We start from the raw sequence: 24,483 nt of genomic DNA, 5'->3' as shown, positions 1-24,483 counted from the left end.
CCCAGTGACCGGGCCGGGCGTTCTAGCGCCCGCGCAGCCGCCGCACCAGGATGCTGGCGTCGCCGCGCGACTCCAGGTCGGCGAGGACGACGGCCACCGCCTCGCGGACGATCCGGCCGCGGTCCACCGCGAGACCGTGTTCGCCGCGCAGCACCAGGCGCGCGTGTTCGAGGTCCATGAGCTCCTCGGCGGAGACATAGACGGTGATCTTCTCGTCGTGGCGTTCCCGGCCGCTGGGGCGGCGGTTGGCGCCGCGCCCGCCGCCGCGCCGGCGCTGGCCGCCGGCCTGGGCGGCCGCGGCGGCGGCGTCCTGGTCGACCGCGCCGCCGCGGTCCGTCCGGCCGCCCTGGCTCATCTGGAGCCGGCTGCCGCCGGGTCCCTCCGGGTCGCTCTCGCGCCCGCCGTGCTCGGCCGGGGCCGTCGTACGTGCCGCGCCCGCTCCGCCGTCACCGGCCACGCCGGTCTCCGGCCGCCGGGCCCGTGCGGGTCCCCCGGACGCGTCCGCGACCGGGTCGGGCTCGCCGCCCGGAGCCGGCACGCGGGGCGCCTCGCCCCCGGCCGCGGAGCCGTTCGCCGTGCGGCGGGGGGACGAGGGCTGCAGGCCCGTCCCCCCGGTGGTGCGGAACAGTTCGTCGGCTCCCGGCAGACTCACTCGGCGTGACACCGGGCGAGCACCTCCCTGGCGAGCTGGCGGTAGGCGGCGGCACCGACGGAGTTGGAGGCGTACGTGGTGATCGGCTCGCCCGCGACGGTGGTCTCGGGGAAGCGGACCGTACGGCCGATGACGGTGTGGTAGACGTGCTCGTCGAAGGCTTCCACGACCCGCGCGAGGACCTCGCGGCTGTGCACGGTGCGGGAGTCGTACATCGTCGCCAGGATGCCGTCGAGCTCCAGCTCGGGGTTGAGCCGCTCCTGGACCTTCTCGATCGTCTCGGTGAGCAGCGCCACACCGCGCAGCGCGAAGAACTCGCACTCCAGCGGGACGATGACCTTATGAGCCGCCGTCAGGGCGTTGACGGTGAGCAGACCGAGCGAGGGCTGGCAGTCGATGACGATGTAGTCGTAGTCGGCCAGCAGAGGCTTGAGCGCCCGCTGAAGAGTCGACTCGCGCGCGACCTCGCTGACCAACTGCACCTCTGCCGCTGACAAATCGATATTGCTGGGCAGCAGGTCCATGTTCGGGACGGCGGTCTTGAGGAGGACCTCGTCGGCCGCCATGCCCCGCTCCATGAGCAGGTTGTAGACCGTCAGGTCGAGTTCCATCGGGTTGACGCCGAGTCCGACCGACAGGGCACCCTGGGGGTCGAAGTCGACGAGCAGGACCCGTCGTCCGTATTCGGCGAGTGCGGCGCCCAGGTTGATGGTCGAGGTGGTCTTGCCGACCCCGCCCTTCTGGTTGCACATCGCGATGATTTTGGCGGGGCCGTGCTCCGCCAACGGTCCGGGGATGGGGAAGTACGGGAGCGGGCGCCCGGTCGGGCCGACGCGTTCGCGGCGCTGGCGCGCGGCGTCCGGCGCGAGCGTGGCCGCGTACTCCGGGTCCGGTTCGTACTCCGCGTCCGGGTCGTAGAAGTGCCCCTGGGGCAGGTCGTCGTAGTCGGCGAGACGGGCGGGTTCTCCACTGCCCCGGTCGCCGGCCATGGCGTTCACGTGATGGCCGTCCATGCTGTGGTGGGCTGTCGTGGTCATGCTCTGGTGGGCTGCGAAGGTGTGGACCGCGACGGAGCCGACAGCCTTGAGCCCCGAGGGACCCTGGCCCCGTGCGACCGCTCCTGGTCGACCACCTCCGGGAGAAAATGTCGACTCATTCACAAGTCGTCTTACCTCCTTGGATGTGGCCAGGAAACTTATCGATAGGTCAGCGTGGCACCATGCCGACGGTTGGCGACTCTATGGCGTGTCGGGCGTCCGCAGCAACACAATCCACCGGACCCGGCACGATGTGTCAGTAACCGAACCCCTCAATGTCAAGGGCGCGGGCGGCATCTGACCGATGTTTCGGGGGTGCGCGAATCGGTTAAAGGGTTACGTTCACGGCGAGTTGAGAGCCGGCTCTCCGACGCCGGGCGCGCGGCGTGTCGCACATGCGACCGGCCGGGCCTTTGTCGACAAGGCCCGGCCGGTGGTGCGTCGTTGACGCGTGGAGTTGACGAGCTCAGCCCAGGAGGGTGCGCAGTTCGACGCTCTCCAGGCCGTGCGCCTCGGCGACCGGGCCGTAAACGACCTTGCCGTCGTGGGTGTTGAGGCCCTTGGCCAGCGCCGGGTCACGGCGCAGCGCCTCGACCCAGCCGCGGTTGGCCAGCTCCACGATGTAGGGCAGCGTGGCGTTGGTGAGCGCGTGGGTGGAGGTGTTCGGGACCGCGCCGGGCATGTTGGCGACGCAGTAGAAGACCGAGTTGTGGACCTCGAAGGTCGGCTCGGCGTGGGTGGTGGGACGCGAGTCCTCGAAGCAGCCGCCCTGGTCGATCGCGATGTCGACAAGGACACTTCCGGGCTTCATCTTGGCGACGAGCTCGTTGGTGACCAGCTTGGGGGCCTTGGCGCCGGGGATGAGGACGGCACCGACGACGAGGTCGGCCTCGACGACGGCCTTCTCCAGCTCGAAGGCGTTGGAGACGATCGTCTGCACCTTGGTGCCGAAGATCTTGTCGGCCTCGCGGAGCTTGTTGATGTCCTTGTCGAGCAGCGTGACGTGGAAGCCGAGGCCCACGGCGATCTGCACGGCGTTCCAGCCGGAGACGCCACCGCCGATGACGACGGCCTTGCCCGCGGCGACGCCGGGGACGCCGCCGGGCAGCACACCGCGGCCGCCGGCCTGGCGCATGAGGTGGTAGGCGCCGACCTGGGGCGCGATCCGGCCCGCGACCTCGGACATCGGGGCGAGCAGCGGCAACTGCCGGCCGGCCGTCTCGACGGTCTCGTAGGCGATGGCGGTGGTGCCGGACTCCAGCAGCGCGTCCGTGCACTCGCGGGAGGCCGCGAGGTGCAGGTAGGTGAAGAGCGTCTGGTCCTTGCGGAGGCGGTGGTACTCCTCCGCGATCGGCTCCTTGACCTTCAGCAGCAGGTCGGCGGTGCCCCAGACCTCATCGGCGGTGCCGAGGATGGTGGCGCCGGCGGAGACGTACTCCTCGTTCGTGATGGACGAGCCGAGGCCGGCGTCCTTCTCGACGAAGACCTGGTGGCCCTGGCGGACGAGCTCGTGCACTCCGGCGGGCGTGATGGCCACGCGGAACTCGTTGTTCTTGACCTCGCGGGGGATGCCGACCTTCACGTCGATCACGGTCCTTGAAAGAGAGGGTGCAGGAGGAATTATCCCCTCATGCGATGCATGACGGAACTGACCGCGCCGAACGCGGCCCACCCAGTCTATTGAAGGATCGATTCTTGTCTAGCCTTGTAAAGCTTTAGTTCTCGCGAGGATCACTACCGATTTCGTAGGCTACTGCGGGTGATCTTCGAGCAGTCGCTCCCCCACGGCCCGGTGGAGCCGTGCCGCTGCTGGGTCGCCGAGCCGCTGGAGGGTGTCCGCGATCCGTAGCTGCAGCGCCGCTTCGAGCCGTACGTCGCTCGCGCCACGGGCGATTTCGAGGGCTTCCAGACAGGTGCGCAACGCCTCCTCGGGCCGTCCCGCGTACTCGTGGACGCGCGCCACCTCGCCCATCGCCCGCGCCTGGCCGGCCGCCTCGCCGATCCTGCGGTACGTCCGCACGGCCGCCCGCCACTCCTTGAGCGCCTCGCCCCAGCGGCCCGCGCAGGAGTGCACGCCGCCGATCCGGCCGTGCAGCCGCGCCGCGTCGGCGCTCTCCCCCCGGGCCAGCCGCAGCTCCAGGGCCCGCCCGTACCAGTCCGCCGCCCGCTGCCAGTCGCCCAGCTCGGTGTACGTGCCGCCCAGCGACTCCAGCGCCCGGCCGGTGGCCACCGGGTCCTTCACCGAGCGGGCCGCCTCCAGCGCGCCCCGGTAGCGGGTGAGCGCGTCCGCGCTCCGCCCGGCCTGCCCGTCCAGGTCCGCCAGATTGAGCAGGGCGGCCGCCTTCTCGTGCGGCAGACCGCGCCGCTCGGCGACCTCCAGGACCAGTTGGTGCAGCGCGTAGAGGTCGGGTGCGGCCGCCTCCGGGCCCAGATGCGCGAGCAGCGTCCGGGTCAGCGTGGCCATCAACCGCCGGTCTAGGGTGTCGAGTTCACCGTCCGCGACGGCCATCCGCGCGGCGTCGAGCAGGGCGGCCCGGCGGCTGCGCAGCCAGCCGGCGGCGGCCGCGGGGGAGGCGAAGCGCAGCGAGCGCGGCCGCCCGGCGACCTTGAGCCGCGCGGGGGAATCGGCCGGCTCGGCCATCGCCCGGCAGGACTGGAGCAGCCGGACGGTCCGCTCCAGCATGCGCGCGCGGGCCAGCTCGACGTCGGCGGGCCGCTCGTGTGCGGCGAGCAGCGCCCGCGCCGGCGCGTGCAGGCAGCCGGGCAGGCGGTAGCGCGGACGCGGCGCGGTGTCCGGCGGTACGGACGCCCGGGGGCGGGTGCCAGGGGCGGGCCCGTCACCCCCGCCGTCGTCGGGGACCGGCCGCAGCAGGCCGAGCGCGGCGAAGTCCTCCAGGGTGGTCGTCGCGGCGGCCACCGAGCAGCCGGCCAGCGCGGAGGCGATGTGCGCGTCCACCAGGCCGGCGGGGGCCAGGGTGAGCAGCCGCAGTATCCGGGCGGCGACCGGCCCCAGCGTGCCGTACACGAGCCGGAAGGCGCGGTACAGCGGCCGGCCGGCCGTGGACAGGTCCGCCGGCAGCGGTACGGCGCGCAGCTCGTTGCACAGGTCGGAGACCGACGCCTTGGGGCGCGCCGCGAGCCAGCCGCCGGCCAGCACCAGTGCGGCGGGCTGGCCGCCGCACTCCTCCGCGACGGACTCCGCGGTGCGCGGATCGACGGTGATCCGGGTCGCGCCGGCGTAGCGGCCGAGGATCTCGACACAGGCCGCGCTGTCCAGCCCGCCGAGGGTGCACGGCCGGACATCGGGGATGCCGGTCAGCGGCCCCTGGGAGACGACCACCACCAGGCAGTCCGGGGCGTCCGGGAGCAGGGGTTCGACCTGCTCGGCGCCCGGGGCGTCGTCGAGGAAGAGCAGCGCGCGGCGGGTGGCGAGCGCGCCGCGCAGGCTCTCGGCCAGCTCGTCGGCGGCCGAGCCCGGCGGGGCCTGGATGTTCAGAGCCCTCAGGAGCTCCCGGGCGACGCGGTCGGTGGCGGCCGGGGCGCCGTCCGGGCCGCTCAGGGCGGCCCGCAGCACGCCGTCGGGGTAGTCGCCGGCCAGTTCGCGCAGGAGTTCCTCGGCCAGGGCGGTGCGGCCGGAGCCGGGACGGCCGGCGATCAGCAGGACCCGGCTGCGGGGGCCCTTGCGGCCGGAGAGGGTGTCGAGGCCGGTGCGTTCGATGTCGGCGCGCAGGGCCTTCAGCTCGCGGCGGCGGCCGGCGAAGCGGACGGGCGGCGGCTCGGGGGCGGCGGGAGGCGCGGCCGGGATGGGGGCGCGGGGACCGGGCGGGCGGGCGGGGGCCGGGTCGGGGCGGGCTGGTGACGCCCGCCGGTCGCGCGCCGCCGCCACCGGCCGCCCCGCCGGCCCCGGCGGGAGGCACCCCCCGCCCACCGCCTGATCCGTCACCGGCCACGCTCCCGTTCACCTGCCCGTACAGCCCGCCGCGAACGCGGACGGGCACGCGACCGAGCGTAGTTCACGGCCCGTCATGACCCGTGCCGAGCAGGGCGGTTGCGTCACTCGATCGGTTCAGAAGATCATCCGACCGATGTGCCGGGCGGACGGCGGCGGGGAGCGGTCAGGCGACGAAGGGGCGGGCCGGCCAGGGCGCCTCGGCGGGCCGCAGCGCCTCCAGCCCGTCGCCGGTCTCCGCCGCGGTGAGCGCGAGGACGCCCACGGCGAGGCAGGTGTTGTGCAGCTCGCCGGCGAGCACCCCGCGGACCAGTTCGGCCCGCGGCACCCGCGCCAGCTCCATGTCGGCCTCTTCCTCGGCGACCTCGAACCGCTCCCCCTCGGCCTCGGACAGGTCCCGGGCGAGGAAGATCCGCACGGCCTCGTCGCAGCCGCCCGGGGTGGTGAAGACGTCCGCCAGCACCCGCCAGTCCTCGGCCTTGACGTGCGCCTCCTCGTACAGCTCGCGCTGCGCGGCGCGCAGCGGGTTCTCGCCAGGGATGTCGAGCAGCCCGGCGGGGATCTCCCACAGCTTGTGGCGTACGGGGTGACGGTACTGGCGCAGGACCAGCACCCGGCCCTCGTCGTCCAGGGCGACGACGGCCACCGAGCCGGGGTGCACCTGGTAGTCACGGGTGACGGTGGCGCCGTCCGGCATGACGACCTCGTCGGTGCGCACACTGGTCTTGTTGCCGGTGAACGGCGTCGTGGTCGCGGTGACCGTCCACTCCTCGGGGGTGTCCTTGATCGCCATGCGCGTCCTCCTGCTGTGCCTCTACCAACGCGGAAACCGGGGCACGGACCTGCGGGAAGGCCCGTACCCCGGCAACCGTAACCGGCGCGGTGCGCGCTACTTGACGGTGCCCTCGCGCAGGGCCGCCTGCCGCTGCACGGCCGCCTTCACCAGGCCGGCGAAGAGCGGGTGCGGGCGGGTCGGGCGGGACCGCAGCTCGGGGTGCGCCTGGGTGGCGACGAGGTAGGGGTGCACCTCGCGCGGGTACTCGACGTACTCCACGAGCTTGTTGTCCGGGGAGGTGCCGGAGAACAGCAGGCCGGCCTGCTTCTCCAGCTCGCCGCGGTAGGCGTTGTTGACCTCGTAGCGGTGGCGGTGCCGCTCCTCGACGTAGGGCTGGTCGCCGTAGACCTCGCGGACGATGGAGCCCTCGGCGAGCTTGGCCGGGTACATGCCCAGCCGCATGGTGCCGCCCATGTCGCCCTCACCCGCGACGATGTCCATCTGCTCGGCCATCGTGGAGATGACCGGGTCGGCCGCGGCCGGGTCGAACTCGGTGGAGTTCGCGCCCGGGATGCCGGCGAGGTTGCGGGCCGCCTCGATGACCACGCACTGCAGGCCCAGGCACAGGCCCAGCAGCGGCAGCTTGTTCTCGCGGGCGTAGGTGATCGCGCCGACCTTGCCGTCCACGCCGCGGTCGCCGAAGCCGCCGGGGATGCAGACGGCGTCGCAGTCCGCGAGCTGCTCGGCGGCGCCGGCGCCCTTGCAGTCGTCGGAGGTGACCCACTTGACCTTGACTCGGGCACGGTTGGCGAAGCCGCCGGCGCGCAGCGCCTCGGTGACCGAGAGGTAGGCGTCCGGCAGGTCGATGTACTTGCCGACCAGCGCGATCTTGACCTCGTGGTCGGGGTTGTGGACCCGGTCGAGCAGGTCGGCCCACTGCGTCCAGTCGACATCGCGGAACGGCAGGTCCAGCTTGCGCACGACGTAGGCGTCCAGGCCCTCGGCGTGCACGACCTTCGGGATGTCGTAGATGGACGGCGCGTCGGGGCACGCGATGACCGCGGCCTCGTCGACGTCGCACATCAGGGAGATCTTCCGCTTGATGGCGGTGGGGACCTCGCGGTCGGCGCGCAGCACGATCGCGTCGGGCTGGATGCCGATGTTGCGCAGCGCCGCGACGGAGTGCTGGGTGGGCTTGGTCTTCAGCTCACCGGACGGGCCGATGTAGGGAAGCAGCGAGATGTGCACGACGAAGACGTTGTCGCGGCCGACCTCGTGGCGGACCTGGCGGACGGTCTCCAGGAACGGCAGCGACTCGATGTCGCCGACCGTGCCGCCGACCTCGGTGATGACGACATCGACGTCGTCGGTCGCCATGCGCCGGATGCGGTGCTTGATCTCGTTGGTGATGTGCGGGATGACCTGCACGGTGTCACCGAGGTACTCGCCGCGCCGCTCCTTGGCGATCACGGTGTTGTAGACCTGGCCGGTGGTGACGTTCGCGGAGCCGTCGAGGTCGACGTCCAGGAAACGCTCGTAGTGGCCGATGTCCAGGTCGGTCTCGGCGCCGTCGTTGGTGACGAAGACCTCACCGTGCTGGAACGGGTTCATCGTTCCGGGGTCGACGTTCAGGTACGGGTCGAGCTTTTGCATGGTGACCCGGAGGCCGCGCGCCTTGAGCAGCGCACCCAGGCTGGAGGCGGTGAGCCCCTTGCCGAGCGAGGAGGCGACGCCCCCGGTGACGAAGAGGTGCTTGGTCGTCGTGGCTGCGTTCATTCGAGAAGCAGAGGGCGGCATGGCCAAGAGGGGGCTCCCGTGGTCGCGAGGTGGAGAGGTGCGGATCGGCGCCAACCTGGGATTTCAGGGGTGCCGCCGCTGCGGTTCGGGGGTGCCGTGAGTGTTGCTGGGTCCCACCGGTCCACGGGGTACCAGGCTATCAGCGACCGGGCATGGTCGCTCCCGGCCACGCGTCCGGCCTTCGACGTGACCCAGGCCACCCGTTCGGAGGACCCCACTCGACGTGAGCGTCCCGCAGATCACTCTCATGCGTCGTATCCTGCTCGGACACTCGCGACGAGCCGTCCGGGAAGGCACCACCCTCCCCCAGCTACCGCTGGGCGGTGCCCCCAGCCCGATTTCCGGTCCCGCTGCTCGGCGACGTTTCATGGGCAGGACGGATACTTCACACGTCCCATGGGGGGCGTCACTCCAGTTCGACGGGAGATGCACGTGGCCGGGCGCATCGAGGACTACGCACTCATCGGCGATATGCAAACCGCCGCTCTAGTGTGCCGGGACGGCACGGTCGACTGGCTGTGCCTGCCCCGCTTCGACTCGCCGGCGGTCTTCGCCGGACTGCTGGGCACCGAGGAGCACGGATTCTGGCGGATGGGGCCCTCGCACGGCCCCGAGGGCCGGCCGCTGCCCGCCGACCGCCGTCGCTACCGAGGCGATTCGCTCGTACTGGAATCGGAATGGGACACCCCGCGCGGCACGGTCCGGGTCATCGACTTCATGCCGCCGCGTGACGGCGCGCCGCAGCTCATCCGCATCGTGGAGGGCGTCAGCGGCCGGGTGCAGATGTCGTCGGCGCTGCGGATGCGGTTCTCCTACGGCTGGGTGGTGCCGTGGGTCCACAAGGTCGACACCCGCACCGTCGCGGTCGCGGGCCCCGATTCGGTGTGGCTGGACACCTCCGTGGAGACCTACGGCAAGGACCTGACGACGTACTCCGACTTCACGGTCGGGCCGGGCGACCGGATCGCGTTCACGATCAGTTGGCAGCCCTCGCACCACCAGCCCCCGGCGCTGGCGGACCCGGAGGGGTCGTTGGAGGCCACCGAGGACTTCTGGCGGGAGTGGGTCGAGCACTGCACCTACCACGGCCCCTACCGCGATGCGGTGGTCCGCTCGCTGATCACGCTCAAGGCGCTGACGTACGCGCCGACCGGCGGGATCGTGGCCGCGCCGACGACCTCGCTGCCCGAGTGCCTGGGCGGCGTCCGCAACTGGGACTACCGCTTCACCTGGCTGCGCGACGCCGCGATCACCCTGTCCTCCCTGCTGCGCACCGGCTACCGCGAGGAAGCGCGGGCGTGGCGGGAGTGGCTGCTGCGGGCGGTGGCCGGCGATCCGGAGAACCTCCAGATCATGTACGGCATCGCCGGCGAGCGGGAACTGGGCGAGAACGAGCTGAACTGGCTGCCCGGCTACGAGAATTCCCGGCCGGTACGGGTCGGCAACGGCGCCGCGGGACAGCTCCAGCTCGACGTGTACGGCGAGGTCACCGAGGCGCTGCACCTGGCGCACATGACGGGCCTGGCCCGCAACGACTACGCCTCCGTACTCCAGCTCAAGCTGATCCGCTGGGTGGAGAAGCACTGGGACGAGCCGGACGAGGGCATCTGGGAGGTCCGCGGTCCGCGCCGGCACTTCGTGCACTCCAAGGTCATGACCTGGGTGGCGGTGGACCGCACGGTCAAGCTCATCGAGTCCGGCGACGTGGACGGCCCGCTGGAGCGGTGGCGGGACCTGCGCGAGACGATCCACCGCGACGTGTGCGAGAAGGGCTACGACAAGGAACGCAACACCTTCACGCAGTCCTACGGCTCGCAGGAACTGGACGCCTCGCTGCTGCTGATCCCGCAGATGGGCTTCCTGCCGCCGGACGACAAGCGCGTCATCGGCACGATCGAGGCGATCCAGCGGGAGCTGGGCACCGAGGACGGCTTCGTCATGCGCTACCCGACCTCCGGCGAAGGACTGGGCGTGGACGGCCTCGAAGGTGACGAGGGCGCCTTCCTGGCCTGCTCGTTCTGGCTCGCCGACGACCTGGCGATGATCGGCCGCGTCGAAGAGGCCCGCAAACTCTTCGAGAAGCTGCTGTCGCTGCGCAACGACCTCGGTCTGCTGGCGGAGGAGTGGGACCCCAAGCTCAAGCGGCAGGTGGGCAACTTCCCCCAGGCGTTCAGCCACGTCCCGCTGATCGACACGGCACTGCGGCTGACGGCCAGCGGGGCTTACGGGGGGTAGGGCCGCGCGGGTCGGTGGAGCGCCGCGCGGGTCGGCGTGGGGCCGGGTGGGGAGGATGCCTCCCGGCCCGGCCCCGTTTCCGTTCGAGGGCGGGTGCGGGTGCGGGCGCGGGTCAGAACGGGGTCAGTGTCAGGGTGATCTCCTTCGGGGCGCCGTCCTCGATGTACGAGGCGAAACCGGCCACGTCGTCGAAGGCGAAGCCGTACGCCTTGCCGTCAACGGTCGCGGCGTGCATGGCCCTGGCGTAGTGGTGGGTGAGCCGCTGCCGGTAGAAGGCGGCCGGGTCGGTGGTGGGCTGGGCGGCGGCCGAGGCGAGCGTGGAGCGGTTGAGCGCGGCGCCCAGGATGGCGGCGACCGGGCCGAGCGTGCCGTCGTTGGGGGCGGCGAGGGCGCCGTCGCAGAAGAGCACGTCGCGGGTGGTGGGCTTGGTGAAGGAGACCGTGCCACCGGCGGCGGCCCCGCTCCGGCCCTTGAGGCCCGGGGGGACGGTGAAGGACAGTTCGCCGTCGCTGACCCGGCCGGTGAAGGTGCCCGCGGCGGTGGTGACGGTCAGGTCCTTCGCCTCGTAGACCGACCATGCCTCGTCGATGGCCGGCGCGAGGTAGTCCTTGGCGAAGAGCCCGCTGTCGAGGCCGTGACCGGGGGCGATGACGCGGGTGTCATCGATGACCAGGCCGCCGAACCCCTCGGCGGCCCGGACGTCGGCGAAGACCTGGGCGCGGGCGCCGTCCTTCAGGGTGCCGGTGGTCTGGTCCTCGGCTCCGGTGAGCCGGAGGGCGAGCGGCACGCTGAACATGTCGACCATGGTGGTGTTGCAGTACATGCCGCCGGAGTTGTGGGTGAACTCGACGCAGTCGTGCACGACGCCGTAATTGGGGTCGGTGGCGACCCAGCCCGCCGGATAGGCCAGCGCCGCCTTGCCGTTGCCGTCCTCGACGGCCTTGAACTTCAGCTTGCCGCCGAGCGCGGTGTAGATCCGCCCGGACATGCGCGGCAGGCGGAGGGTGGTGGTGCCGCTCGCGGCGAGGGGTATGGCGTAGTCGGTGAAGCCGTCCGCGCCGTTGTCGGCCAGGGCGACGGGCCTCAGCTCGCCGTCCGGGGTGACCCGGACCTGCCGGGTCCCGTCGTTGCCGACGATATAGATCCATATCGACGTGTTGGCGTACGCGCCGGAGTGGTTGACGAGGTGCAGCGGCATCCCGGCGGCGGCCCGGCCCGTCGGGGCGGTGGCGCCGGTGGCCCGCCCGGTGAGGACGAACGCGGAGGTGGTGGCGGCGGTGGCGGCGAGGCCGCCGAGCACGCGGCGACGAGTGATCACGGGGTGGCTCCCTGCGCGACGGAGACGGTGACATGGTCGACGACGAGGGAGCCGCCGGGCCGGGTGGCGTCGGTGGGGGTGGGGAAGCCGGCGGCGCCGTCCGGGAACGCCCCGCCCATCGCCAGGTTCAGCAGCAGGAAGTGGCCGTGGTGGGTGGCGTTCGCCCAGGTCGCGGCGTCCATCTCGGTGGAGGTGACGGTGTGGAACCGCCGGCCGTCGACGTACCAGTTCAGCGATTCCGAGGCGGCGTCACCGCGGTCCAACTCCAGGGCGTAGGTGTGGAAGCCGGCCTGGCAGGCGGTGTCCGGGCAGGGCCGGGAGGCGCCCTTGCCCTGGGTCTCGGCGCACGGTCCGCCGGGGTTCACGCCGCAGTGCAGCACGCCCCAGACCTTGTTGACGCCGTTGACGTTCTCCATGATGTCGAACTCGCCGATGCCCGGCCAGTTCCAGTAGGTGCCGCGGTAGTCGGCGCCGAGGGTCCAGAACGCGGGCCAGTAGCCGAGGGCGCCGTCACCGGAGACCTCGGGCATGCGGATGCTCGCCTCGATCCGGAGCTTGCCGCCGGCGGGGGCCGCGAAGTCGGTGCGCCGGGACTCGATCCGGGCCGAGGTCCAGGTGGCACCGTCCTTGCGGGCTGTGATCTTGAGGTGGCCCGCGCCGTCGAGCTGGAGGTTCTCGGGGCGGTCGGTGTAGGTCTGGCGCTCGCCGGTGCCCCAGTTGGCCGGGCCGCCGGGGTAGGCGGTGCCGGTGTCGATGATCCAGTCGTCGGCGGAGGGACGCGATCCGGCGGCACCGTCGAAGTCCGTGCGCCAGACTTCGCGGAAGGCGGCGGAGGCGGGGGCGGCGGCCGGGGCGGAGGGGGCGGCCGGGGCGGCTTGCCCGGCCGATGCCGTCGGGCCGGTGAGGGCGCAGAGGGTGACGAGTGCGGCGCTCGCTGCGTAGAGCACCGCTCTCGGGCGAGAGCGCCCGCCCGCCTTTCGATCCGCTGTCGCGATCATGGTCATGACATCATCTCCTCGACACGGTGGGGGGAGTGGGGAGAGCGGGGAGAGTGGGGGAAGTGGGCGTGGAGGTGAAGGCCGGGGCGTAACGGGTCGCCTTGGGGGCACCTCTCTCGTGAGAGCGCTCTCACCTCATTGTCCGGGAACCCTGCCGACTCGACGGCACGCCGTCAAGTCACCGCGCGGAAAAAGGAGTTGGATGGTGTCTGAAGCGAACGGCCCGCGACCGACGCTGGAGGCGGTCGCGGCGCGCGCCGGAGTCTCCCGCGCGACGGTCTCCCGCGTGGTCAACGGCGGTGCGGGCGTACGGGCCGTGGTCCAGGCGAGGGTCAAGAAGGCGGTGGCGGAGCTGGGTTACGTGCCCAACAGCGCGGCCCGCTCACTGGTCACCCGCCGCACGGGCGCGGTCGCCGTGGTCATCGCCGAACCCGAGACGCGGGTCTTCTCCGACCCGTTCTTCGGCCGCCAGTTGCGCGGCATCAGCCGTGAACTGTCCGCCGCCGACACCCAGTTGCTGCTGCTGTTCGTCCAGCACCGCGACGACTACGCCCGTATCGGCCGCTATCTGTCGGGCGGCCATGTCGACGGCGCGCTGATGTTCTCCCTGCACCGGGACGACCCGCTGCCCGGTATGGCGGAGCGCGCCGGGCTGCCCACCGTCTACGGCGGCCGGCCCGGCTGGGCCGGGGCCGACCGCGAGCCCCGGCCGCTCTACGTCGACACCGACAACCGCGACGGCGCCCGCCAGGCCGTACGCCATCTCCTCGGCCGCGGCCGCCGCCGGATCGCCGTCATCACCGGCCCGCTCGACCAGACCTCCGCCCTGGACCGGCTCGACGGCTACCGCGATGCCCTGGGCACGGCCGAACCGGACCCGCGGCTGATCGCGGACGGCGCCTTCACCGCGAGCGGCGGCGAGCGCGCGATGGCCGAACTGCTGGACGCCGCACCGGACCTGGACGCCGTCTTCGCCTGCTCCGACCTGATGGCCGGCGGCGCGCTGCGCACCCTGCGGGCCCGCGGACGGCGCGTCCCGGACGACGTGGCCGTGGTCGGCTACGACGACCTGGAGCCGGCGGCCTGGGCCGACCCGCCCCTGACCACCGTCCGTCAGGAGGTGGAGGAGATGGGCCGTTTGATGGCCCGGCTGCTGCTGCGCCAACTGGGCCCGGGCGGCGCGGACGCGGACGACCTGGCCCCGGTGATCACGGGCGCGGAGCTGGTGGTGCGGGAGTCGGGCTGAGGCCGCGGCGGCCCCAGCCGCCGGCCCGAGCACCTCAGCCGCGGCCGGCCCGAGCACCTCAGCGGCAGAGCGCCTCCAGGTCCTCGGTGAAGGTCGCGAACTCCGCCCGGGCCTCGTTGACGATGTCCCGGGCGGGCCGCCGCGGGGTGGTCGCGTGCCGCTCGGCGATCTCGGTCAGGGCCGCGTCCGGGCGCGCCTCGCGGTTGGGGTGGAAAGCGGCTTCCCGAGGGCCGAAGCCGTCGGCCAGCACCCACAGGAAGCCGGACAGGTCCCCGGCGACCAGGCCGGTCTCCCCCTCCGAGCCCAGGAAGACCACAGGTTGTTCGGCCAGCGGCCGTCCCGGCCGCGCGCACCATATGGCGGCGAGACCGCCCGCGCCGTCCTGCCCGAAGATCCGGTAGGCACCGCCGTCGAGCTCGGCGTTACCGGTCCACAGGCGCAGCCAGTCGGTGGTCTCCTCGGCGGAGTCGAAGGCGTCGTACGGCTCGAAGTCGACGCTCGCCTCCTCGTCCTCGTCGCCGTAGGGGAACTCGACCTGGGCCACCTCGGCCAGGGCGGGCGGAAAGCGGCGGTCGTCAGCGCTGGTCTCGATCATCCGCGCAGGCTATCCACCGCCACTGACATCGCCACCGACATCGGCCGGGTCACTGCGCGGTGAAGAGCCGCCCGTAGCCGGTGATGTCGGTGGCGGGCGTGTGCGCGGCGCGCAGAGCGGCCCACAGGAGGGTCTGGTTCGCGGTGAGGACGGGGCGACCGAGGGTGGATTCGAGCTGGTCGATGACGCCGACGGCGCGGAAGCCGTTGCCGCCGATGACGACCGCTTCGGCGTCGTCGGGGGTGTGGGCGGCCGCCCAGTAGTGGAGGGCGTCCGGCCGGATCAGGGTCTGCCCGCTGGGGAGCGCGCAGGGGGCGGCGAAGCGTACGTCGAAACCGGCGTCCTGGTAGTAGGCCCGGCCCAGGTCGCTCAGCGTGGTGTCGAACCAGGGCGGGGCGAAGAGGCAGAGCCGGGTGACGTCCAGGGCGCGGAGGGCGTCGACCGTCGCGGCGCAGGTGGCGACCACGGGCAGGCCGTGGGCGCGGGTGGCCAGGCGGTCCAGCATCGCCGCCTCGCCGGGCGCGCCGATGACGTACGCGGAGCTGGTGAAGGCGAAGGCGAGGGCCGCGACCGGGGCGGCCGCGAGCTGTTCGGCGGCGTCGTCGACGTACGGCGGCTCGGCGAAGGCCTGTACGGGGGCGAGCGGGATGGTGGGGTCCATGACCCCGCCCTGCCGGATCGCGCCGAACGGCACCCGGGCGGCGTGCAGGCCCACGTCGGGCGGGGCCATCGCGCGCAGTTCCGACTCGGGTCCGACGTCGGCGTGCGGGGTGAGAACCCCGAGCCGCACGCGTACGTCCCAGCCGTCGGGTCGCCACATCGGTCCGGCTCCTCTCCAGCGACGGGACGGCTCACTCTGCCCCCGGGCGGGCGCCCTGGCGGCGCGCCATGCCGTGCGTGCCTCCGCCAGGCGGACCGTGCTCCTCCGGATAGCGGACAGCGGGTAGCGTTCGACGCCATGGGGCCGGAAGCGAAGATCGAAGCCGAGATCACGGTACGGCGGGCGCTGGAGCTGCCCGCGCTGCGGCGCGGGCTGCCGGAGGTGGTGGCGGGTGCGGACCGGCTGGACCGCGCGGTGCGCTGGGTGCACGCCGGCGAGGTCCCGCACATCGCCTCCCTGCTCAAGGGCGGCGAACTGCTGCTGACCACCGGTCTGGGGCTGGGCGCCCGGCCTTCCGAGCAGCGTGCCTTCATCCGCAAGCTCGCCGACCGCGAGATCGCCGCTCTCGTCGTGGAGCTGGGCTCGCGTTTCGAATCACTGCCCTCGGCGATGGTCGACAGCGCACGCGACTGCGGCCTGCCACTGATCCAGTTGCACCGCGAGGTCCCGTACGTCACGGTCACCGAAGCGATCCACACCGAGATCATCAACAGCCACTACACGCTGCTGCGGCGGGCCGACGAGATCCTGCGCCGCTGCACGGACGTGCTGCTGCGCGGCGGCGGCGCCCCCGAGGTGCTGCGGCTGCTGGCCGTCTTCACCGGCAATCCGCTCTGTCTGGAGGCTCCCGACGGCAGCCCGCTGTACGCCGCGGGGCCGGACGGCGACGACGACGGCGGCCCGGCCGACGCGGATCCGCTGCTCGCCTGGGAGGGCCTGCGCGCCACCGGCGTACGCATCGACGTGCCCGGCGGCGGCCCCGGCCCCGACGCGGTCCGCGCGCGCCTGGTCCTGCTCCCCGTCAACTCCCCGGTGGCGCCGGTCCACCGGATCGCCGCCGAACGGGCCGCCGACCTGCTCGCCGTCGTCATGCTCCAGTCCCGCCAGGAAGAGGTGCTGGCCGCGCGGGGCCGCGGCGACTTCCTCGCCGACCTGGCGGAGGGCCGGATCTCGGCGGCCGAGGCGCCGGGGCAGGCCCGGCTGCTGGGCTTCCGACCCGGCTCGGAACCGGTGTTCCCAGTGGTCATGCGGCTGCCGGCCGGGCTCCCCTCCCCCGGTAGCTGGGCCCTTCTCGCCCAGACCCTGCGCGAGGAGCTCGCGGCTTTGGGGGCGCCGGCGCTGCTCGGCGTACGGCCGGTGGAGGGCCGGGTCCCGATGCTCGTGGCGCTGCGCGCGGGCCAGGACCGCGACGCGCTCGCCGAACGCGTCGCGGCGGCGCTGCGTGCGGGCGTCGTGCGGGCGGGCCTGGACCGGCCGTCGGCGCACCGCCCGGTGGTGGTCGTCGGTACGGCGGGCGACTGGGCGGCGGCGGGGCCCGGGCTGCGGCACGCGGCACAGGCGGCGGCCGCGGCCCAGGGGCTGCCGGACCGGCCCTGGTACGACGCCCGCCGCCTGGACATCGAGCTGCTGCTGTGGCGGATGCGCGAACACGGCGAGCGGGGCGTCCTGACGGACTTCGTGGACCGTGCCATCGGGCCGCTGCTCGCCCACGACCGCGGCGCCCGCCAGCCGCTGCTGCCGACGCTGGAGGCATATCTGGCCAGCGCGGGCCGCAAGGCGGAAACGGCCCGCGATCTGAACGTCAACCGCCAGACGCTCTACGACCGCCTGGCCCGCATCGCCCAGCTCCTGGACACGGACCTGGACGACCCGCAGACGGTCCTCGGGCTGCGCCTGGCCCTTCGCGCGCGCCGGCATACGGACAAGCCGTAGGAGGCCGCTGACCGGTGGGCGGGCGCTCGCCGGTCGGGTCGGTCGCCGGTCCGGTCGCTCGCCGGTCGGGTCGGTCGCCGGTCCGGTCGCTCGCCGGTCGGCGCGGCCGCCGGTCGGCGCGGCCGGACGTCTCCGCCTCCGCCCGGTCAGCCCGTGACCGTCTCCGCCGCCGTCCCCGCCCCGAGCGCGATCAGCACGCCGCCCGTGGCCCGCTCCAGGTTGCGCTGCACCCGGGGGCGCCGCAGTCGGCGCAGCAGTCCGCCCGCGCAGACCACGACCAGCAGCAGCCAGACCGCGGCGATCACCGCGTCGACGCATCCCAGCAGCAGGGTGGTGCCGAACACGGAGTGCCCTTCGGGCAGGAACTGCGGCACCACGGCCACGAAGAAGATCCCGACCTTGGGGTTGAGCAGGCAGCTCAGCAGGCCCTGCCGGAGGGCGCGCAGGGGCGCGAGGGGGGTGAGGTCCGAAGCGGCCGATGAGGTGTCCCCCATCATCTCCCCCATGGCGAGCGGCTGGTCACCGGTGTCTTCCCCGGCCGGCGTCGGCTTCGCGGCGGACCTCCGCTGGGTCCACAGCGCCTGCGCGCCGAGCACCACCAGGTAGGCGGCGCCGGCCAGCCGGACGACCGCGAACGCCGCGTCCCAGCGCTGCAGCGCCGCCGCGAGACCGACCGCGGCGGCGACCGCCCAGGCGAGCGATCCGATCGCCGCCCCGATGGCCGTCGCGGCACCCGTACGCCGTCCGCCGCGCACACAGTTGCGGAGCACCAGCAGGGTGTCGGGGCCGGGAGCCATCGTCACCAGGAGGGCGAACAGCGCGAAGCCCGCCACCGCAGCCGTCACGGCACTCTCCCCTCCTGGTGCGTGCGAGAGGAAAACCCTATCGGCTGACCGCGCCCGCCGGGAGGCGCTCGAAGAGCACCGTCTCCAGCGTCAGACGAGCTGCGGTCGCTGCGTCAACTCGTCGTAGACGCTCAGGACTTGAGCCACCGTGTCGTCCTCGGTGGGCCAGCCGGCCGCCTGCGCGCGGCCCGCCTCGGCGAGCGCGTCGCGGCGCGCGGGGTCGGCGAGGAGGCCGGCGACGGTACGGGCCAGGCCGGCGGCGTCCCCGTAAGGGACCAGTTCGGCGGCGCGGCCCACCAGTTCACGCGTGCCCCCGGTGTCGGTCGCGACCAGCGGCACCCCGGCGCGCAGCGCCTCCTGGGCGATCAGCGACCTGGCTTCCCAGCGGCTGGGCAGCACCACCAGGTCGGCGAGGGCGAGGAGTTCGGGCACGTCGTCGCGGCGGCCGAGCAGTTGGACCGGCAACCGCTCGGCGTCGATGCGCCGTTGCAGCGCGGCCCGCTCGTCGCCCTCCCCGGCGATGGCCAGCAGCGGCTGCGGGTCGAGGGCGCGCCAGGCGTGTGCCGCGTCCAGCAGCAGGTCATGGCCCTGAGACGGGTCGAGACGGCCGACCGCCAGCAGAAACGGGCGGTCCACGGCGCCCAGTTCGGCGCGTTCCTTCTGGCGCATCCGGTCCTGGTCCTCCAGGTCGGCCGGTACGGGAGCGGACCGGGGGCGCGGGATCGCGACCGGCGCCAGGCGAGCGTCCCGCGCGCCCCGCTCGCGCGCCCGGTCCACGAGATCGGAACAGGCGCCGAGGACGACCGCGGCGGCCCGTGCCACCCGCCGTTCCATCAGATGCACGAGGCCGGCCCGCGCGCCCTCGGTGTGCGCCTTTGTGTGCCAGGTGATGACGAGGGGAACGCGCGCTCCCCGGGGGCCGCGCAGTCCGCGCAGCGCCAGGGAGGCCCGCAGACCGGCCCGCAGGCCGTGCGCGTGGACCAGATCGGCGTCCCAGCAGGCGCTGCGCAGCGACGCGACGCTCGCCGGATCCATCCGGGGGTTGACCTGTGTGAACCGCGCGCCGGCCGCGGTGAAGCGGTAGGTGTCCTCGACGTCGGGGGTGGCGCAGACGGTCACCCGCACCCCGCGCGCCACCAGCCCCTCGGCCAGCGAACGGACATGCGCCGCGCTCCCGGCACCGCCGCGTCCCAGCACCTGGACCGTGCGCAGCGGCGACTGCCCGTGCGACGGGGCCGGTGTGCTGATCACGTTTTCGGGCTCCTGGGTCGGCGGGGCGGTAAGGGCCGTACCGGCGGGACGGTCCGGGTGCTGCGGGACGGTGCGGCGTACCGCGCGTGCCCCGGGCGGTGCTCGGCCCGCGGGCGACACGGTTTCACCGCGTGCTGCCGGAGTCCGTAGGGGCGGCCCCGGCAGGGCAGGACGCGGCGAACGCCGCCCGGCGCCGCGCACCGCGCCCCAGGATGCCAGTCCGGCGGCGTCAATTCGGCACCGTCTGTATGCCGTTCCGGTGGGAAGTCTCACCCGCACATCCACGGGTTCACCCACATGGACGACAAACCGCCCTCGCCCACTGCCGTGAACGGCCCTTTCGGGGCGCGTCGACCGCGCGCCGGGAGCGCGTACGAGGAACAGGGCGCCGGGCGCGCACGCCGGGGCGGAACAGCCGACCAGGGTCGAGGCCCCGGGCGCCCCAGGTGTCAGAGAGCGGCTGCCGCCCGGCTGATCCGGTCCCCCAAGGCCGCGGCGGCGACCAGGCCGGCGGCGTGCGCGGCCAGCCCCTTACGGCCGTTCCCGGCGACGATGGCCAGGCCGAGGGCCGCGCCGAGGGCATGGGCACCGGCGTCACCGAGCATCGTGCGCTCCCCGAGATCGTCCCTGACGACCGCGGCCGCGGCCCCCAGGGGCGCGGCGGCCAGCGCGGCGGCGGGTCCGCGGCGCAGCAGACCGGGCGCGCCCACGGCCAGTACCGCGCCGACCGCCCGGCCGGGCCGGACGTCCAGCAGGTTGACCAGGTGCGCCGAGCCCGCGATGACCACGCCCGCCAGCAGTGTGTCGGCCGGACGCCGTGTGAGGAGCGCACCGGCGGCGAGCCCCGCCGCGCCGATCCCGAACAGCTTCACGGCTCCGGTGGTGACCTCGCCGTGGCGCAGGGCCGACAGATGCGCCCGGAATCCGCGCCGGGGATCGTCCGCGCCGAACACGTCGTCGTACGCCCCGCAGGCGCCGCCGGCCAGCACCGCCAACGCCGCCGCTCCGCGCGTCCGGGCCGGTACTCCGGGCGCGGTGACGGCGGCGAGCACGGTCCCCGCGGTCGTCGCGAGCCCGGCGTGCAGGTGGACCGTCCGGCCGCCGTGGTTCTTCCGCTCCCACAGGACTGCGCCCCCCGGCGGCCTGCGCCGCAGCGCCCCGTACGCGGCCCGGGTGGCCCCCGCCGCCCCGAGCAGCGCCGCTGTCCGTCCCCGTCCCCGCGCCCTGTCGCCCGCCGCCGCCATGCCGCTCCCCTCACCCGGCACGGTGCCGGGTTCGACCTCCGCCACCCTAGGCGGCGAGATCATGAGGGCCGCGGGGGGACCTGGCGGGCCGTCGCCTACCGCCCCGTTCGCGCCGTTTCCAGCAGTTCCTCGGCGTGGGCGCGGGCCGTTTCGGAGTTCTCCTGGCCGGCGAGCATCCGGGAGAGTTCGCGCACGCGCTCCTCGCCCTCCAGGACGGTGACGCCGCTCCTGGTGACCGACCCGTCGTTCGTCTTCTCCACGAGCAACTGCCGGTCCGCGAACGCCGCGACCTGCGGAAGGTGCGTGACGACCACGACCTGTGCCGACTTCGCGAGTCTGGCCAGGCGCCTGCCGACCTCGACGGCCGCCTTGCCGCCGACGCCCGCGTCGACCTCGTCGAAGAGGTATGTCGGCACCGGGTCCGAGCCGGCGAAGACCACCTCGACGGCGAGCATCACCCGGGAGAGTTCACCGCCGGACGCCCCCTTGGCGATCGGGCGGGGCGGCGCGCCCGGGTGCGGGGCGAGGAGGAGCTCGACCTCGTCGGCGCCGGCCGGCCCGTAGGCCACCGGGCGTCCGCCGACCATGATGCCGTCGGCGTCCTCGGCCACCTCGGTCTGCCGGATGTCGACGCCGACCCGGGCGTGTGGCATGGCCAGTTCGGCGAGTTCGGCGGTGACCGCGTCGGCGAAGCGCTGGGCCGAGGCGGTGCGAGCGTCGGTCAACGCCTGTGCCAGCTCGCCCAGTTCGGCGCGCAGCGCGTCCCGTTCGGCGGTCAGCTCGCCGATCCGGTCGTCGTCGCCCTCCAGCTCGGCCAGGCGCGCGGCGCTCTCCTCCGACCAGGCCAGCACGGCCGCGATGTCCTGGCCGTATTTGCGGGTCAGGTGGGTCAGGGCGGCGCGGCGCTCCTCGACGGCGGCGAGCCGGAGCGGGTCGGCGTCCAGGCCGTCCGCGTAACCGGCCAGCTCGCCGGCCACGTCCGCCATGAGGATGCCGATCTCGCCGAGCCGCTCGGCCAGCGCGGACAGCTCCTGGTCGTGGCTGCGGACGGCTTCCAGGGCGCGGTGGGCGCCGGCCACCAGGGTGGTGGCGTCGATGCCTTCGGGGTCTTCCGGATTGCCGGCGAGCGCGGCGTGCGCGGCGCTGGCGGCGGAGGCCAGGGCCTCGGCGTGACCGAGCCGCTCGGCCTCGGCGGCGAGTTCGGTGTCCTCTCCGGGCTGCGGCTCGGCCGCCGCGATCTCCTCCAGCCCGAACCGCAGCAGATCGGCTTCCTGGGATCGCTCCCGGGCCCTGGTGGTCAGCTCCTCCAGCTCCGTGGCGACGGCCCGCAGCCTGCGGTGGGCGGCTGTGTACTTGGCGAGCGGGACGGCCACCGCGTCGCCGGCGTAGCGGTCCAGGGCCTGGCGCTGGCGGGCCGGCCGCAGCAGGCCCTGCTGGTCGGTCTGGCCGTGCACGGCGACCAGGTCGTCCGCCAGCTCTCCCAGCAGGCCGACCGGTACCGAGCGGCCGCCGACATGGGCGCGGGAGCGGCCCTCGGCGGAGACGGTGCGGCTGATCAGCAGCGCCCCGTCGTCCAGCTCGGCGCCCGCCTCCTCGGCCCGGACGGCCGCCGGGTCGTCGGGGCCCATGGTGATGCGGCCCTCCACGACCGCCGATTTCGCGCCGATCCGCACCAGGGCGGGGTCGGCGCGCCCGCCGAGCAGCAGGCCGAGGCTGGTGACGACCATGGTCTTGCCCGCGCCTGTCTCGCCCGTCACCGCCGTGAAGCCCGGGGACAGCTCGACAACGGCGTCGTCAATGACGCCCAGGGACCGGATCCGCATCTCCTCCAACACGGACACGACCTTACGAGGTCCGAGGGTCACCCCGCGACGGCCTCCCCTCCCTCCTGCCCAGGACCCCGCGGAAAACCCCACCTCGAAGCGGGCGGATTCCGCGGGGCGCGGGGCCGGGACCGGCCCGCCAGGATGAGCGCGGATCGGAGGGAAAGGGCGCGGGAGGTGCCGGCCCGGGCGTCACCCGGCGGCTCGGGGGGCGCGCGGAACCACAGCGACGCCGACCCCGGCCGACCCATTGGCCGAATCTCGTCGCCGGAGAACCCCGCAAGGCGCCGCATGACCCCGCATGCCGCCGTCGGCCCGGCCGCCGCACCGCCCCGGCTCCGGGCGCGCCGCGGCGTACGGACCAGGTCGCGTCCTAGTGCGGCGCCCCCCGCCACCCCGCCACCGGCAGGGCGAACTTCGCGACGAGGCGGTCGGTGAAGGAGGCGTGGTGCAGACGCGCGAGGCGTACCGGGACGGCTCCGCGGCGGACCTCCACGCGCGCGCCGGCGGGGAGTTCGACGCTGCGGCGGCCGTCGCACCACAGGATGCCGTGCGGGGTCTTGGGCTGGACCTCCACGGCCAGTACGGAACGGGGCGAGGTGACCAGCGGCTTGGCGAACAGCGCGTGGGCGCTGATCGGCACCATCAGCAGCGCCTCGACCTCGGGCCAGACGACCGGGCCGCCGGCCGAGAAGGCGTAGGCGGTCGACCCGGTGGGGGTCGCGCAGACCACGCCGTCGCCGCCGAAGCGGGACACCGGACGGCCGTCGACCTCGGTGACGACCTCCAGCATCCGCTCCCGGGCGGCCTTCTCCACCGACGCCTCGTTCAACGCCCAGTCGGTGTGCACGATGTGGCCGTTGTTGCGGACGAGGACATCGAGCGTCATGCGCTCCTCGACCTCGTAGGTGCGGGTGACGACCCGGTCGACGACCTTGTCGAGGTCATCGCGTTCGGCCTCGGCCAGGAACCCGACCCGGCCGAGGTTGACGCCGAGCATCGGCACCCCGGACGTCCGCGCGAAGTCCGCGCCGCGCAGCAGGGTGCCGTCGCCGCCGAGCACGACCAGCAGCTCGCAGCCCTCGGCCGCGCACGGCTCCGGCTCGACGCGTTCCACCGACGGCGGCAGCGGCAGGTCGGCGGCCTCCTCGGCCAGCACCCGTACGCCGATCCCGCTGCGCAACAGGCCCTGGACGACGCGTTCGGCACTGCGGATGGCCGCGGGGCGGCCGGTGTGCGCGAGCAGGAACACGGTCCGCTCGGCGCCCTTCTCGTGTGCTGCGCTGCCTTCGACTGCTCGGGTTGTGGTCAACGGGGCCCCTCCGCCACTGCACGGTCGACATCCGCCGGGTCGAGTGCAGGCGCCCCGGCGCGCAGCCACAGAAAGTACTCGACATTCCCGGAAGGTCCGGGCAGCGGGCTCGCGGTCACGCCAAGAACGCCGAGGCCCAGTTCGGCGGCGCGCCCCGCGACGGCGCGTACCGCCTCGGCGCGCAGTTCGGCGCTGCGCACCACGCCGCCGCTGCCCAGCCGCTCCTTGCCGACCTCGAACTGCGGCTTGACCATCAGCACGAGGTCGGCGTCGGGCGCCGCGCAGCCGACGAGCGCGGGCAGGACGAGCCCGAGCGGGATGAAGGAGAGATCGCCGACGATCAGGTCGACGGGGATCGAGTCGATCTTGTCGAGCGTCAACTCGCGTACGTTCGTGCGGTCCTTGACGGTGACGCGCGCGTCACTCTGCAGGGACCAGGCGAGCTGCCCGTAGCCGACGTCGACCGCGACGACGTGGGCGGCGCCGGCCCGCAGCAGGACGTCGGTGAAGCCACCGGTCGAGGCGCCCGCGTCGAGCGCCCGGCGGCCCGCGATCTTCAGGCCGTGCGGGACGAAGGCGGCGAACGCGCCGGCGAGCTTGTGGCCGCCGCGCGAGACGTAGTCGGGGTCGTCGGCGTCCTCCCGGACGACGACGGCGGCACTGGTCTCCACCTGGGTGGCCGGTTTGGTCGCCCTCGCCCCGCCGACGGTCACCCGGCCCGCGGCGATCAACTGGCTCGCGTGCTCGCGCGAGCGGGCCAGCTTGCGGCGCACCAGCTCCGCGTCGAGTCGGCGTCGTGCCACTCCTGCCACC

General features: G+C 73.7%; 19 protein-coding genes. 3 read left to right on the top strand and 16 right to left on the bottom strand.

Features of this window, described 5'->3' with window-relative positions; all coding sequences use genetic code 11:
- Positions 1-22 precede the first annotated feature (22 nt).
- The 6 genes from ACZ45Z_RS29370 to ACZ45Z_RS29345 form a co-directional block, all read right to left on the bottom strand.
- Entirely contained in the window at positions 23-664 is a 642-nt protein-coding gene (locus tag ACZ45Z_RS29370) for a hypothetical protein (protein ID WP_468368645.1), read from the bottom strand.
- Positions 649-1,665, bottom strand: a complete 1,017-nt coding sequence (locus tag ACZ45Z_RS29365; RefSeq protein ID WP_468368842.1) for a ParA family protein — start codon at positions 1,663-1,665, stop codon at positions 649-651. Before ACZ45Z_RS29365 ends, ACZ45Z_RS29370 begins: the two co-directional genes overlap by 16 nt.
- A 490-nt stretch (positions 1,666-2,155) precedes the next feature.
- Positions 2,156-3,271, bottom strand: a complete 1,116-nt coding sequence (gene ald / locus ACZ45Z_RS29360; RefSeq protein WP_468368839.1) for an alanine dehydrogenase — start codon at positions 3,269-3,271, stop codon at positions 2,156-2,158.
- Between the two features lie 168 nt (positions 3,272-3,439).
- A complete protein-coding gene (locus ACZ45Z_RS29355) occupies positions 3,440-5,632 on the bottom strand; it encodes a tetratricopeptide repeat protein (protein WP_468368642.1) in 2,193 nt (730 codons plus the stop codon).
- Between the two features lie 172 nt (positions 5,633-5,804).
- Positions 5,805-6,431, bottom strand: a complete 627-nt coding sequence (locus ACZ45Z_RS29350; RefSeq protein WP_468368639.1) for an NUDIX domain-containing protein — start codon at positions 6,429-6,431, stop codon at positions 5,805-5,807.
- A 96-nt stretch (positions 6,432-6,527) separates the two neighbouring features.
- Entirely contained in the window at positions 6,528-8,210 is a 1,683-nt protein-coding gene (locus ACZ45Z_RS29345) for a CTP synthase (protein WP_468368637.1), read from the bottom strand.
- A 426-nt stretch (positions 8,211-8,636) separates the two neighbouring features.
- Here ACZ45Z_RS29345 and ACZ45Z_RS29340 point away from each other — a divergent pair, with 426 nt between their 5' ends.
- On the top strand, positions 8,637-10,445 hold the full coding sequence (locus ACZ45Z_RS29340; RefSeq protein WP_468368635.1) for a glycoside hydrolase family 15 protein: 1,809 nt from the start codon (positions 8,637-8,639) through the stop codon (positions 10,443-10,445).
- 112 nt (positions 10,446-10,557) lie between these two features.
- Here the strand turns inward: ACZ45Z_RS29340 and ACZ45Z_RS29335 are convergent, their stop codons facing one another.
- On the bottom strand, positions 10,558-11,763 hold the full coding sequence (locus ACZ45Z_RS29335; protein ID WP_468368632.1) for a beta-1,3-glucanase family protein: 1,206 nt from the start codon (positions 11,761-11,763) through the stop codon (positions 10,558-10,560).
- Positions 11,760-12,767, bottom strand: a complete 1,008-nt coding sequence (locus ACZ45Z_RS29330) for a glycoside hydrolase family 16 protein (RefSeq protein ID WP_468368630.1) — start codon at positions 12,765-12,767, stop codon at positions 11,760-11,762. The genes ACZ45Z_RS29335 and ACZ45Z_RS29330 overlap by 4 nt, the downstream gene beginning before the upstream one ends.
- A gap of 196 nt (positions 12,768-12,963) precedes the next feature.
- Between ACZ45Z_RS29330 and ACZ45Z_RS29325 the strand changes: the two genes are divergently transcribed.
- A complete protein-coding gene (locus tag ACZ45Z_RS29325; RefSeq protein ID WP_468368627.1) occupies positions 12,964-14,007 on the top strand; it encodes a LacI family DNA-binding transcriptional regulator in 1,044 nt (347 codons plus the stop codon).
- A gap of 58 nt (positions 14,008-14,065) precedes the next feature.
- On the opposite strand, the gene ACZ45Z_RS29320 is transcribed toward ACZ45Z_RS29325, so the two are convergent.
- Both ACZ45Z_RS29320 and ACZ45Z_RS29315 read right to left on the bottom strand, forming a co-directional pair.
- Entirely contained in the window at positions 14,066-14,602 is a 537-nt protein-coding gene (locus ACZ45Z_RS29320) for an SMI1/KNR4 family protein (protein WP_468368625.1), read from the bottom strand.
- A 49-nt stretch (positions 14,603-14,651) separates the two neighbouring features.
- Positions 14,652-15,422, bottom strand: a complete 771-nt coding sequence (locus ACZ45Z_RS29315) for a maleate cis-trans isomerase family protein (protein WP_468368623.1) — start codon at positions 15,420-15,422, stop codon at positions 14,652-14,654.
- A gap of 138 nt (positions 15,423-15,560) precedes the next feature.
- Between ACZ45Z_RS29315 and ACZ45Z_RS29310 the strand changes: the two genes are divergently transcribed.
- Entirely contained in the window at positions 15,561-17,195 is a 1,635-nt protein-coding gene (locus tag ACZ45Z_RS29310; protein WP_468368621.1) for a PucR family transcriptional regulator, read from the top strand.
- Positions 17,196-17,341: 146 nt separating this feature from the next.
- Here ACZ45Z_RS29310 and ACZ45Z_RS29305 read toward each other — a convergent pair whose 3' ends face one another.
- The 6 genes from ACZ45Z_RS29305 to ACZ45Z_RS29280 form a co-directional block, all read right to left on the bottom strand.
- Entirely contained in the window at positions 17,342-18,040 is a 699-nt protein-coding gene (locus tag ACZ45Z_RS29305) for a LysE family translocator (RefSeq protein ID WP_468368618.1), read from the bottom strand.
- A gap of 90 nt (positions 18,041-18,130) precedes the next feature.
- Positions 18,131-19,291 (bottom strand): glycosyltransferase family 4 protein, encoded by a 1,161-nt coding sequence (locus ACZ45Z_RS29300; protein WP_468368615.1) that lies wholly within the window; start codon positions 19,289-19,291, stop codon positions 18,131-18,133.
- A 449-nt stretch (positions 19,292-19,740) separates the two neighbouring features.
- Positions 19,741-20,535, bottom strand: coding sequence for a hypothetical protein (locus ACZ45Z_RS29295; RefSeq protein WP_468368836.1), 795 nt, complete (start codon positions 20,533-20,535; stop codon positions 19,741-19,743).
- A gap of 95 nt (positions 20,536-20,630) precedes the next feature.
- Entirely contained in the window at positions 20,631-22,358 is a 1,728-nt protein-coding gene (gene recN / locus ACZ45Z_RS29290) for a DNA repair protein RecN (RefSeq protein WP_468368833.1), read from the bottom strand.
- A gap of 373 nt (positions 22,359-22,731) precedes the next feature.
- A complete protein-coding gene (locus ACZ45Z_RS29285) occupies positions 22,732-23,610 on the bottom strand; it encodes an NAD kinase (protein ID WP_468368830.1) in 879 nt (292 codons plus the stop codon).
- 56 nt (positions 23,611-23,666) lie between these two features.
- Positions 23,667-24,482, bottom strand: a complete 816-nt coding sequence (locus ACZ45Z_RS29280; protein WP_468368612.1) for a TlyA family RNA methyltransferase — start codon at positions 24,480-24,482, stop codon at positions 23,667-23,669.
- Position 24,483 lies beyond the last annotated feature (1 nt).

This window comes from Streptomyces sp. NPDC031210 (assembly GCF_055570395.1).
Note: the sequence above shows the minus strand (reverse complement) of the source record. Positions and strands in the feature narration are given on the sequence as shown.